Genomic DNA, 13,062 nt, shown 5'->3' with positions numbered 1-13,062 from the left:
GTGATAAAGAGCGGGTTTTTACTGGCAAATAAGGAATTTCTGCCTTACAATCGCATGTTATGTTCTAACTGAATATTAATCAAGGATAGTCCTAATGTCTTTTCGTCCGATGACATATATAAGAAAAAAAGCGATTCCATCACTTATCGCTACACTATTGATACCGCAGGCAGTATTTGCTTTCTCTCCCTTTGTCATCAAGGATATTCAGGTTACAGGCCTGGAAAGTACAGAGCCTTCAATGGTATTCAGTTACATGCCCGTGCAGGTTGGTAATACATTTACTGAAGAGCAGGCCTCAGACGTCATCCGTCGCCTTTATGCAACCGGTCTTTTCAATGATGTCAAAATCAATACGGCAAACAATATTGTCCAAATCAATGTCGTAGAGCGGCCGCTTATTACTTCCATTACCTTTGAAGGAATGCGTGCTTTCGACAATAAAGCCATTACCACCGCATTGTCACAAGTTGGTTTTGGCACTGGACGGGCGCTCGATCCCGCGCTTCTGGATCGCGCCACTACAGAGATTCGCCAGCAGTATGTCGTCAAGGGCCATTATGGTGTCGACGTCAGCTCAACACTTACCCCTTTGCCAAATAATAGGGTAGGCATCAGTTTTACGGTTGATGAAGGCGTTTCTTCCCGTATCAAAGATATCAATATCGTCGGTAACAAGGCCTTCTCAGAGGGCGAACTGCTTGATGAATTAAGCCTTACCACTCCCGGTTTCATGACTTGGTATACAGGCACACATAAATATTCCCGTGAAAAACTTGAACAGGATACAGAAACCATCAAGGGTTTCTATCTTGATCGCGGCTATCTGGACTTCACCATGGAGCCCCCTCAGGTCACCATCTCTCCCAATCGGGAAGATATCTCCATTAACATGACGGTCAGTGAAGGTGAGCCTTATACATTACGTAAAGTTCAACTTGCCGGTGATTTGCTTGATTTGAATACAGAACTCGAGTCTTTGGTGGTATCTAAACCCGGTGAGGTGTTTAATGCATCAAAAGCACGCGATACCGTCGCTGCCATCAAAACCCGGCTGGGTGAGCTGGGGTATGCCTTTGCCACTGTAACGCCAAACCCGGTAACGGTTCCCGGTACGAACGAAGCCGACCTTACATTTTTTGTTGATCCGGGCAAACGTGTTTACGTGCGCCGCATCGATATTGGCGGTAACGTGCGCACACGTGACCAGGTTATTCGTCGTGAAATGCGCCAGCAAGAGGCAGCCTGGTATGATGCCGGTCAATTGGCCACATCAGAAGAACGCATAGATCGCCTTGGCTATTTCAACGAGGTGCAGGTTAGCCAGGCTCCTGTTGAGGGAACCGATGACCAGGTGGATATCGTTGTTGATGTCAAGGAAAAGCCAACCGGTATGATTAACCTTGGTGTAGGTTATGGTTCTACTGATAAACTTTCATTTACCGGTGGTATCAGCCAGGAAAATATTTTTGGCAGTGGTACCGACTTGGGCTTACAGGTTAATACCAGTAAACGAAACCGTGCAGCTGTTATCACGCACACAGACCCATACTGGACCTCAAGCGGCATTAGCCGTAGCACTTCTTTGTATTACCGTATTGATCGCCCCTATAACTCAAACGTAGACCAGGACGAAGATAACTACCGAACACGTTCAATTGGTTTTGGAATGAACTTTGGGGTGCCCATTTCTGAAAATGACCGTATTTTCATGGGCCTGACCTTTGAAAACAACAAGATTGAATTGCCAGATACGGATTCAGGATATATTGTTCCCAAGGCCTATCGTGATTTTGTGGACATTTATGGTGAATCCACTAATGTATTCATGTTCAATCTTGGCTGGGCCAAAGATACCCGTGACAGCGCGCTTGCGCCAACCAAGGGTTACTATACCTCGTTAACGGCAACTGCCGGGGTGGGTGATCTGAAGTACTATATGCTAAGTGCCCAGCAACAATACTATTTGCCTTTGGGTAAAGACTACACGCTAGCCTTCAATCTTGGTGCCGATTATGGCAGAAGCTTTGATAGCAAAAAGCCTTTCCCGGTTATTAAAAATCTGTATGCCGGTGGTATTGGCTCCGTTCGCGGTTATGAAGGCGCTTCCTTAGGTCCTCGTGATTTGGAATCGGGCGACTATCTAGGTGGTTCTACCCGTGTGATTGCCAATTTGCAGCTTTACCTGCCTTTCCCGGGCACACAAAATGACCGCACGTTGCGATGGTTCCTGTTTGCCGATGCCGGCAAAGTCAGTGTTTCCGGTAAAAGCGTTTGTACCAACGGTAATATAAACAATGGTGGCCTGGTTGATAAACCGTGTGGCTGGCGTTATTCTGCCGGTGTGGGCCTGTCTTGGCAGTCCCCCTTGGGTCCATTGCAAATTTCATATGCTCGCCCAATCAGTGCAAAACCGGGGGATAATAAAGAATCCTTCCAGTTCCAGATTGGTACTGCATTCTAAGGATGTATACAAACTTTAACAGGTATTTAATCGTCGGGCCTGTTTTAAAACTGTCCTGACGAACAGATTTTTATATAATTCCTTTTTTATTATAAGGTTATTTTCATGAGTTCAAGTTTGGCAAAAAATACTTTCGGTAAACGTAAAGTTAGTATGTTGCTTGCAACATCAGTAATCGGTCTCTCATTAACTGCACCGACTGTATTCGCACAAGCAAAAAAAACAACCGAAGGGACAGAAAAGAAGACTGAAGCTGCAGCAGAAACTTCAAGCAATAGTCCATTGAAAATCGGGTTTGTTAATACTGAAAAGATCCTTCGCGATTCAGCACCTGCAAAAGAAGCACAGGAAAAAATTGAAACTGAATTCAAAAAAAGGGATGAAGAGCTGCAAAAACTGGCTAACACTTTGCGTAGCAAAGCCGAGGAATTTGATAAAAATGCGCCCGTCATGACTGATGCTGATCGCACCAAGGCTCAGCGCGAACTGGCGGACATTGATACCGATCTTCAGCGTAAGCGCCGTGAATTTCAGGAAGATTTCAATCGTCGTCGCAACGAAGCTTTTTCAGGTATTGTAGATAAAGCCAATGCGGCTATTCGTGATATTGCTGAAAAAGAAAATTACGATCTTATTGTTCAGGATGCGGTAACCGTTAGCGCACGTATCGATATTACCGATATTGTTATTAAAGCATTGGATAAAAAATAAGCATGGCAATCGTATTAAATCCGAGTCAGGCAGTTACGCTGGATAAACTGCTTGAACAGATTGATACGCAAGGTTTGGATTGGAAAATCAAAAACAGTTCAAATCAACCCTTGCCATCAATTTATGGCTTGGGCTCCCTGAGTAATGCAGGAAAGACTGAAATCAGTTTTCTTTCAAATGCAAAATTTTTTCCACATTTGCTAAAAACTGAAGCGGCAGCTGTTATTCTTCCCCAAAAAGCGGTTGACCATTTGCCCGATACCGTTTCATTCGCGATGGTGGTATGTGAAAATCCCTATTTGATGTATGCCCGGATAGCACAATGGTTTGACAACTTCAGGCTAAATTCCATACCCAAACAGATACACTCCTCTGCAATTGTAGCTCCTGATGCCATTATTGAAGAGGGTGTGTCTATTGGCCCCCTTGCGGTTATTGAGTCTGGCGTTAAAATTGCAGCAGGCAGTATCATTGGCGCCTCCTGTGTTATTGGCAAGAACTCGGTTATTGGCAATAATAGTATCTTATATGCCCATGTCACCCTTTATCATGATGTGATTATTGGTCAACGCTGTATATTGCACAGTGGCTCGGTAATTGGCGCAGACGGCTTCGGTTTCGCACCCGACAACACTCATGAAAAAGGCGCCTGGTGCAAAATATCCCAGCTTGGACGGGTTATTCTTGGCAATGATGTTGAAATTGGTGCTTGCACCACAGTGGACAGAGGGGCGCTTGAGGATACGGTTATTGGTAATGGTGTCAAACTGGATAACCAGATCATGATCGGTCATAACGTCAGGATTGGTGACCATACTGCCATGGCCGCCTGTGTTGGCATTGCAGGCTCTACCCAAATAGGTGCCCGTTGCACTGTCGCTGGTGCAGGCATGGTTTCCGGTCATATTACTATCGGTGATGACGTACATGTTTCTGGCGGTTCTGCCGTCACATCGGACATTCTTGAGCCGGGTCGCTACACGGGAGTTTTCCCTATTGCCCCACATGGAGTCTGGCAAAAAAATGCTGCCGTTCTGCAGCAGTTGGCTCAGCTCAGAAGACGAATTCAGCAATTGGAAAAAAAATAATTCAATCGAATCAGGCTGGCTGGCTCTTCACCAGTACAGCTTGGTTTGTAAGTTTTTAAATATTAATAACAGGAAAATTTATGGTAATCGATATTCAAGGCATTATGGATCGCATCCCTCATCGTTATCCTATGCTGCTGGTGGATCGTGTCCTTGAAATGGTTCCAGGAAAAAGTATTGTTGCTGTCAAAAACGTAACTATCAATGAACCCTTTTTTCAAGGTCATTTCCCACACTTGCCAGTTATGCCCGGGGTGCTTATTATTGAAGCGCTAGCCCAGGCTGCGGCCATTTTTTCATTCTCAAATGAAGACGGGACTATGCTGGACAGCTCAAAAACGGCTTATTACCTGGTAGGGGTTGATGGTGCCCGTTTTCGTAAACCGGTTGTCCCTGGTGACCAGTTAATGTTGCATGCAGAAGCCGAACGCATCAGCAAAGTCATATGCAAATACAAGGCCAAGGCCACTGTTGATGGCGAAGTGGTTGCTGAAGCAAAAATCATGTGTGCAATAAGGGATTTAGGCTGATAATGTCAAACAACGTTCATCCAACAGCAATTATTTATGATGGGGCACGGCTCCATCCCAGCGTTATTGTTGGTCCTTATGCAGTGATTCATAAAGATGTTTGCATCGATGAAGGAACCACGGTTGGTGCTCATTGTATTATTGATGGATGTACCACGATTGGTAAAAACAATAATTTCTACCGATTCTCTTCCATTGGTGGTATGCCCCAGGACAAAAAATATGGCGGAGAACCTACCAGGCTTGAAATTGGCGATAACAATACCATCCGTGAATATGTCACCATCAATACGGGCACTGTTCAGGATGTAGGCACTACCCGCATAGGCAATGACAATTGGATTATGGCTTATGTGCATATTGCGCACGATTGCCAAATTGGCAGCCACACCATTATTGCCAACTCTGTACAACTGGCCGGGCATATTCATATTGGTGACTGGGCTATTGTGGGTGGCGGTACTGCCGCGCATCAGTTTATAAGGATTGGTGAGCATTCCATGACGGGTGGCATGAGCGCGATTCGTCAGGACATTCCTCCTTATGTGCTGGGTGCAGGTCAGCCTTATCGCCCCGCTGGCATCAACTCTGAAGGCCTTAAACGCCGTGGTTTTTCAGCTGAACAGATTTCAGCCATTAAAGAAGCTTACAAAATAATTTATATGCGTAAGTTGTCTACCGAGCAAGCGCTTGATGAAATCAAACAGTATCAGGAACAACATCCCGATACCCGTACGGTACTTCAGCCATTTTTGGATTTTTTCCAAACTCATTCTCGTGGAATAGGCCGTTAATGGGTCTGAAAGTTGCAATGGTTGCCGGTGAACCTTCCGGCGACCTTTTAGCCTCTCGTATTATTGATGGTATCCAGAAAATCCAGCCAGAGGTTCATTTTACGGGTATTGGCGGGCCTAACATGCGCTCACGCGGGATGCAAATCCAGCACCCTATGGATAAATTAAGTGTTTTTGGCTACGCTGATGCACTCAAGCAACTGCCTTCTTTAATCAGAACCTATACCAGTCTTAAAAACAATTTAATCGCCCATAAACCTGATGTGTTTGTGGGAGTGGATGCGCCTGACTTCAATTTGCGCCTGGAGCAAAAATTGCGCGAAAAGGGGGTGCCTACCGTTCATTTTGTAGGGCCATCTATTTGGGCATGGCGGTATGAACGTATTCATGCCATCAAAAAGGCAGTCTCCCACATGCTGGTCCTGTTTCCTTTTGAAGTGGATATCTATCGCAAGGAAGGTATACCGGTTACCTTTGTGGGCCATCCTTTGGCCAGTCAGATACCGGTTAAGCCCGATATGCAGGCAGCAAGGCTTCGCTTGGGGCTAAGCCCAGACTCTCGAATACTGGCGATTTTGCCTGGAAGCCGGGCTTCGGAAATTAAACTGCTGGCCCCGCGGTTTTTGCAAACCGCCCAGCTACTATTAAAGCACGACCCAATGTTGCAGTTTATTGTTCCTGTCGTCAATGAAAAAAGGCAGCAGGATTTTGATGGGATTTATTCCAGCATTCCGGTTAAAAACCTGAAAACCTTTTCTGCCACCGATACAGGGCGTCCTATTGCATGGGATGTGATGGAGGCTTGCGACGCGGCATTGGTAGCGAGTGGTACTGCTTCTCTTGAAACGGCATTATTCAAAAAACCCATGGTTATTTCCTATGTGATTTCTCCCTTGATGAAAAAGCTGATGGAATGGAAGTCAGGGCAACTCAAGCCTTATGTGCCTTGGGTGGGATTACCCAATATACTCTTAAAAGAATTTGCCGTTCCTGAAATCCTTCAGGATGATGCGATCCCTGAAAATCTGGCTGCAGCCTGCATTAATGCAATGGAAAACACCGTTTATATTCAGGAAGTAAAACAAAAATTCCTGTTGCTTCATGAAACGTTGCGTCAGGATACTGCCCGTCTTGCGGCACAAGCCATTTTACGCGCAGCAAATTCACCGGCGTAACTCCATGACTCAGAATCTTGATTTATTTGCCAATGATGAAGGCGGTTTATTGGTTGCAGGGATAGATGAAGCAGGAAGGGGGCCATTGGCGGGTTCTGTTTATGCGGCTGCGGTCATCCTGGATCCATTAAAACCCATTAATGGTTTGATGGATTCAAAAAAACTCTCTGAAAAAAAGCGTGAGCAACTGGCGCTGGATATCAGGGAAAACGCGCTGTCCTGGTCTATTGCCTGTGCCACCGTAGAAGAAATTGATAAGATTAATATATTGCAGGCAACCATGCTAGCGATGAAAAGGGCTCTTTTGGGTCTATCCATTGCGCCTGGCCTGGTGCTTATTGATGGTAACCGTGTGCCTGCTGAGATGCCTGTTGCCAGCAGGGCCATTATCAAAGGGGATGCACTTGAGGCTTGTATTTCAGCGGCTTCCATCCTGGCAAAAACAGCGCGTGATGCCTCATTGAAAGGGCTGCATGAACAGTATCCTGAATATGGTTTTGATCAACACAAAGGGTACGGTACAGCCCTCCATATGGAACGCTTGCTTTTGCATGGGGCATGCCCCGAACATAGGCGGAGTTTTGCCCCTGTAAAAAAACTGTTGGCTTAAAAGTGCATGTTTTTATTACTTTTTTCTATTAATTAAGCTAATTTTAAGTTTTGAAATTGATTTGCATTAAAAAGGAAGTACAATTATTTGCTTTCATTGTAAAGAATTACAGCCTTTTGTTATTAGATAGATATTATTTATGACCACACCTTTAACGCCAATTCCACCGAGTAATGAACTGCCTCATCGTAAAATTATTCGGAGCTGGTTAACACCCTTATCAGAAAAAAACACGCTTCGTGCTCTTGTTCTGATGACTATTGATATTGCCTTGTTTTTTGCACTCATTGCAGGGGCAATTATTTTTGAACCATGGTGGGCAAAGTTAATTTGCGCCCTGGTTTGCGGTTTTGTCATTGGCCGCCTGTTTATTATTGGTCATGACGCCTGCCACCAAAGCCTGACGCCACACCGGAAATTGAATAAATGGTTGGGTCGTATTGCCTTTTTGCCATCAGTTTCACCCTACAGCCTTTGGGATGTTGGCCATAATGTTGTGCACCATGGATATACCAATCTGAAAGGGATGGATTTTGTCTGGTGCCCCCATACTCAGGAAGAGTTTGCCGCCATGTCCAAAGGGCGCCAGTTGATGGAGCGATTCTATCGCAGCGGCTGGGGCGCCGGTATCTATTATCTGGTTGAAATCTGGTGGAACCGCATGATGTTTCCCACCAAGGCGTACATGGGAACACAACGTAAGGTCTTCTTTTGGGACGGTTTGCTATCCAGTGTATTTGGCATTTCCTGGGCAATTATTGTCATCATTGCAGCCATTCAAACAAATCAATCAATACTTTCATTGCTGTTTTTTGCCTGGTTTGTACCATTGATGTTCTGGTTTTACATGATTGGATGGGTAGTGTATGTACAGCATACGCATACCAAGGTGGTTTGGCATGACAACAAGGTTGAATGGGCCAAGGCACAACCATTTGTTTCCACAACCGTGCATCTTACTTTCAACTTCCATTTTGGCGCCCTTATGCATCATATCCTGGAGCACACTGCCCATCATGTTGATATGAGCATACCCCTTTACAAGTTGAAGGCTGCCCAGTCCCGTCTTGAAGAAATGCTGCCAGAGCGAATTGTGGTACAGAAATTCAGCTGGAGATGGTATTTCAAAACAGCCAAGGCTACAAAGCTATATGATTACGAAAACAAGCAATGGCTTGACTTCAATGGCAAGCCAACGCCCCAGGTTCTGTAATCTATCTGGAAAAATAAATATTAGGCTTTGATATTATCCCGCTTATGCGGGATAATTTTTTGTATGAAATCCATTTCCTCCAAAGAAAATTCCTTGTACAAGCAATTGCTGAAGGCTCATCTTGGCAAAATCAAGGGTCAGGTCCTTATTGAAGGCGTCCATCTTTGCCATTCATGGCTAGAGCACCATGCGGATCCCTTGCTCGCTATTTTCAATGCGGCTGTACTTGAGCATGCCAAGTCGGGTGTGTGCTCAGGTACGGCTGAGCATTCTGAATATAAACAGGCAAAAGAAAAGACAACAGAAAGCGCATTGGCAATGCAGTCATCCGGTGATGAAGTTTGGCAATTGTTCAACTTGTTGGATACGGATCAATGCATTGTTGTTCCCGATAAACTGTTCAGAAACTTGACGCATGTGGATTCACCGCAAGGGGTGCTTTTTCTTGTGAATACGCCATCTTGCAAGGTGCCTGCAATGATTCATGAGAACGCGGTTTTTCTGGACCGGTTGCAAGACCCGGGTAATGCAGGAACCATCCTGCGTTCAGCCGCCGCTGCAGGTGTCCGTCATGTATATCTGTCAAAAGGCTGTGTTTCTGCCTGGTCATCCAAGGTTTTGCGCAGTGCCCAAGGTGCGCATTTCTCCCTGAATATTTACGAACAGCAAGACCTCTCCGGGCTAATCAACCGGACTTCTATTCCAGTCATGGCAACCGCTTTGTCGGACAAGGCACAGAGCCTGTACGAAACACGTTTGCCTGAGCAATGTGTGTGGCTGATGGGTCATGAAGGGCAGGGTGTCCACCCTGCCTTGTTAAGCAAGGCAACACACCAGGTATTTATTCCTCAAACAGATCTGGTTGAATCACTGAATGTCGGTGTTGCAGCCGGTATCGTTTTGTTTGAGCATCGGCGCCAGCGTCTTTATTGCGTTTGAAGCTGTGTAGTGGCCGCCTGTCAAAAAAATACCTGTCAGTGAAATGTACACACGGACAGGTATTTATAGATGATAGGGTTGTTTTTTTAGTAGCTGGATTTATTCAGCCCAAGTATTTGCAAAACAGTCGTGGAAATTTCTTCAATCGACTTGGTCGTGGTTGACAGCCATTCAATGCCTTCGCGGCGCATTAATCTTTCTGCTTCAGCCACTTCATACAAACATTGCTCCAGCGTAGCATAACGGCTGTTTGGGCGACGTTCATTGCGGACTTCACTCAGGCGATCGGGCTGGATGGACAAACCGAACAGCTTGTTGCGGAAAGGCTGCAATGTTTTAGGTAGGCTTCCGCGCTCAAAGTCTTCGGGAATTAACGGAAAATTGGCTGCCTTGATGGCGTATTGCATGGCAAGGTAAAGGCTCGTTGGTGTTTTACCACAACGGGAAACACCCACCAGAATCACATCTGCTTCCTTAAGTCCATGAATAAACTGACCATCATCATGGGCAAGGCTAAAGTTGATGGCCTCTATGCGATTGCGATAGGCTTCTGAACTGGCGCTTAAATGTGACATGCCAATGGTTGGTTCAGACTTGGTGCCCAGGGCAGACTCAAGCTGGCTGACGCAAGTGCCAAAAATATCCAGAAAAACGCAATTGGATTCTTTGACATAAGCAAGAATATCCTGTTTAACCAATGTACTGAAGACGATGGGTGGGTTTTGTTCACGTTCGGCAATTTCATTGATTTTTTTTGCCACATCCTTGGCCTTTTCATCAGTCGTGATGAAAGGTTCACGTATTTGCCTGAACTCAAAAGACTTACTGAACTGAGAAAGTACAGAATGACTGAAGGTTTCTGCTGTAATACCGGTGCTGTCCGATACAATAAATACAGTTCTTTGATTAAGTTGCATTGTGATTGCCTAAAAAACGCCCAAAAAAAACCGTAAAACGGTACAATTCAGTCCATGATTGTAATCCACATCATTAACTTGTCGTGTAAAGGCCTATTTGTTTGAAGAATTTAGTTGTTTTTCAAACAAATAAGCTTTCATTTTTTTTATCTTAAGGGTGACTTTAATGTCGTATGTTGTTCCATTTGAAAATCTCCGCATGACGGATGTGGACTCGGTAGGTGGTAAAAATGCCTCACTGGGTGAAATGATTAGTCAACTGTCGTCAGCGGGTGTTCGTGTTCCTGGTGGTTTTGCCACTACAGCAGAAGCTTTTAGGGATTTCCTTAAGTTTTCCGGGCTGGACACACGTATTGCCAATCGCCTTAGTACATTAAATCCGGAAGATGTTCGGGCATTGGCAGAGGCCGGTGCCGAAATTCGTCAGTGGATTATTGACGAGCCATTTTCCGCTGAATTTGAAAACCAAATCCGCGAAGCCTATGCTCAACTGGATGCAGACGGTAATGGCTCTTTTGCAGTCCGCTCTTCTGCTACAGCAGAAGACTTGCCTGATGCTTCGTTCGCAGGTCAGCAGGAAACTTTCCTGAACGTTGCAGGCATTGAAGATGTTCTGGACAAAATCCGTCATGTTTTTGCTTCACTTTATAATGACCGCGCGATTTCCTACCGCGTTCACAAAGGTTATGCTCACGCTGAAGTGGCCCTGTCCGCCGGTATCCAGCGCATGGTTCGTTCCGACAAGGGTAGTGCCGGTGTGATGTTCACCCTGGATACCGAGTCCGGTTTTGATGATGTCGTGTTCATTACTTCCTCTTATGGCCTGGGTGAAACCGTTGTGCAGGGTGCTGTTAACCCTGATGAATTCTACGTATTCAAACCTACCCTGGAATCAGGCAAATATCCTATCGTTAGCCGTCGTATTGGTTCCAAATTGATCAAAATGGAATTCAACGCCGAGCGTCGTCCTGGTGAAAATGCCGTATTGACCATGGATGTGCCTGTTTCAGAAAGAAACCGTTATTCCCTGACTGATGATGAAGTGATTGAATTGGCCCGCTATGCGGTCATTATCGAAAAACATTACCAGCGTCCCATGGATATTGAATGGGGTCGTGACGGCATTGATGGCAAATTGTATATCCTTCAGGCACGCCCTGAAACCGTCAAGTCTCAGCAAGGCGCCCATGACGTACAGCAACGCTACAAACTGAAGGCTACTGGCCAGGTGCTTATTACCGGTCGTGCCATCGGTCAAAAAATCGGTTCTGGTAAAGTCCGTATTATTAACGATATTGCCCAAATGGACCAGGTTGAAGCCGGAGATGTATTGGTTACCGACATGACTGACCCTAACTGGGAGCCCGTCATGAAGCGCGCTTCAGCCATTGTGACCAACCGTGGTGGCCGTACCTGCCACGCTGCGATTATTGCGCGTGAACTGGGCATTCCCGCTGTTGTTGGCTGTGGTGAAGCCACAGAAGTGCTTGGCAATGGTTCTGAAGTAACCGTTTCTTGTGCTGAAGGCGATGAAGGCCGTATTTATGAAGGCCTGCTGGAAACCGAGGTTGAAGAAATCCGCCGTGGTGAAATGCCTGAAGTCGATGTGAAAATCATGATGAACGTCGGTAACCCCCAGTTGGCATTTGATTTCTCTCAAATCCCCAACTCAGGTGTTGGCCTTGCTCGACTCGAGTTCATTATCAACAACAATATCAATATTCACCCCAAAGCGGTCCTTGATTACCCCAATGTTGATGGCGACCTGAAAAAAGCGGTGGAATCGGCTGCCCGTGGTTATGCAAGTCCGCGTGCTTTCTTTGTTGAAAAGCTGGCCGAAGGTGTTGCAACCATTGCAGCTGCCTTTTATCCCAAACCGGTTATTGTTCGTATGTCCGATTTCAAATCCAACGAATATCGTAAGCTGGTTGGCGGTTCCCGCTACGAGCCAGAGGAAGAAAACCCAATGCTGGGCTTCCGCGGTGCGGCACGCTATATTTCCGACGACTTCGCTGAATGCTTCCGCATGGAATGTGAAGCTCTGCGCTTTGTCCGCGAGGAAATGGGTCTGACTAACGTTGAAATCATGATCCCATTTGTGCGTACCCTTAATCAGGCCGAGCGCGTGATTGGCCTGCTGGCAGAGAACGGCCTGAAGCGTGGCGAGAATGGCCTGCGTGTTGTCATGATGTGTGAAGTGCCTTCCAATGCGATTCTTGCCGATAAGTTCCTTGAGCACTTTGATGGCTTCTCTATCGGTTCAAACGACATGACCCAGCTAACGCTTGGTCTTGACCGTGATTCCGGCATGGAATTGTTGGCTGCTGATTTCGATGAGCGTGATGAAGCAGTTCAATTCATGTTGTCTCGGGCCATTCAGGCGTGTCTGAAGGCCGGAAAATATGTTGGCATTTGCGGTCAGGGCCCTAGCGACCATCCAGACCTGGCAGTATGGCTGAAAGAGCAGGGTATTTTGTCAATGTCTCTTAACCCCGACACGGTGGTTGATACCTGGCAAAAACTGGCTGCGGCTAAATAATTGCTAACCCAGTGAAAAAAAACAGGCTCTTTCAAGGGCCTGTTTTTTTTGCCATAAGAAACGAAAAATATGGTTTACACAC

11 protein-coding genes are annotated in these 13,062 nt (G+C 46.0%); 10 read left to right on the top strand and 1 reads right to left on the bottom strand.

Annotated features, from left to right (window positions below; genetic code table 11):
- Window positions 1-94: 94 nt before the first annotated feature.
- From bamA to IE074_RS02490, 9 genes are all read left to right on the top strand, one after another.
- Window positions 95-2,464, top strand: a complete 2,370-nt coding sequence (gene bamA / locus IE074_RS02530; RefSeq protein WP_189383870.1) for an outer membrane protein assembly factor BamA — start codon at window positions 95-97, stop codon at window positions 2,462-2,464.
- A 105-nt stretch (window positions 2,465-2,569) separates the two neighbouring features.
- Window positions 2,570-3,175: an OmpH/Skp family outer membrane protein gene (locus tag IE074_RS02525; RefSeq protein WP_189383869.1), complete on the top strand. Its 606-nt coding sequence runs from the start codon at window positions 2,570-2,572 to the stop codon at window positions 3,173-3,175.
- A gap of 2 nt (window positions 3,176-3,177) precedes the next feature.
- A complete protein-coding gene (gene lpxD, locus IE074_RS02520) occupies window positions 3,178-4,263 on the top strand; it encodes a UDP-3-O-(3-hydroxymyristoyl)glucosamine N-acyltransferase (protein WP_189383868.1) in 1,086 nt (361 codons plus the stop codon).
- Window positions 4,264-4,343: 80 nt separating this feature from the next.
- Entirely contained in the window at window positions 4,344-4,793 is a 450-nt protein-coding gene (fabZ, locus tag IE074_RS02515; RefSeq protein WP_189383867.1) for a 3-hydroxyacyl-ACP dehydratase FabZ, read from the top strand.
- Between the two features lie 2 nt (window positions 4,794-4,795).
- Window positions 4,796-5,587: an acyl-ACP--UDP-N-acetylglucosamine O-acyltransferase gene (gene lpxA, locus IE074_RS02510; RefSeq protein ID WP_189383866.1), complete on the top strand. Its 792-nt coding sequence runs from the start codon at window positions 4,796-4,798 to the stop codon at window positions 5,585-5,587.
- Window positions 5,587-6,762: a lipid-A-disaccharide synthase gene (lpxB, locus tag IE074_RS02505; RefSeq protein ID WP_189383865.1), complete on the top strand. Its 1,176-nt coding sequence runs from the start codon at window positions 5,587-5,589 to the stop codon at window positions 6,760-6,762. The genes lpxA and lpxB overlap by 1 nt, the downstream gene beginning before the upstream one ends.
- 4 nt (window positions 6,763-6,766) lie before the next feature.
- The gene (gene rnhB / locus IE074_RS02500) at window positions 6,767-7,372 is read left to right on the top strand and encodes a ribonuclease HII (RefSeq protein ID WP_189383864.1); all 606 of its coding nucleotides are present in this window, start codon (window positions 6,767-6,769) and stop codon (window positions 7,370-7,372) included.
- Window positions 7,373-7,511: 139 nt separating this feature from the next.
- Window positions 7,512-8,585, top strand: coding sequence for a fatty acid desaturase (locus IE074_RS02495; RefSeq protein WP_189383863.1), 1,074 nt, complete (start codon window positions 7,512-7,514; stop codon window positions 8,583-8,585).
- 63 nt (window positions 8,586-8,648) lie between these two features.
- Window positions 8,649-9,524, top strand: coding sequence for a TrmH family RNA methyltransferase (locus IE074_RS02490; RefSeq protein ID WP_189383862.1), 876 nt, complete (start codon window positions 8,649-8,651; stop codon window positions 9,522-9,524).
- An 86-nt stretch (window positions 9,525-9,610) separates the two neighbouring features.
- Here IE074_RS02490 and ppsR read toward each other — a convergent pair whose 3' ends face one another.
- A complete protein-coding gene (ppsR, locus tag IE074_RS02485) occupies window positions 9,611-10,441 on the bottom strand; it encodes a posphoenolpyruvate synthetase regulatory kinase/phosphorylase PpsR (RefSeq protein WP_189383861.1) in 831 nt (276 codons plus the stop codon).
- Window positions 10,442-10,607: 166 nt separating this feature from the next.
- Between ppsR and ppsA the strand changes: the two genes are divergently transcribed.
- Complete coding sequence (ppsA, locus tag IE074_RS02480) at window positions 10,608-12,980, top strand: phosphoenolpyruvate synthase (protein ID WP_189383860.1); 2,373 nt, start codon at window positions 10,608-10,610, stop codon at window positions 12,978-12,980.
- The last annotated feature ends 82 nt before the right edge of the window (window positions 12,981-13,062 follow it).

The organism is Advenella faeciporci (genome assembly GCF_014652395.1).
Classification (GTDB): domain Bacteria; phylum Pseudomonadota; class Gammaproteobacteria; order Burkholderiales; family Burkholderiaceae_B; genus Advenella; species Advenella faeciporci.
This window is presented reverse-complemented; position numbering and strand designations above follow the sequence as displayed.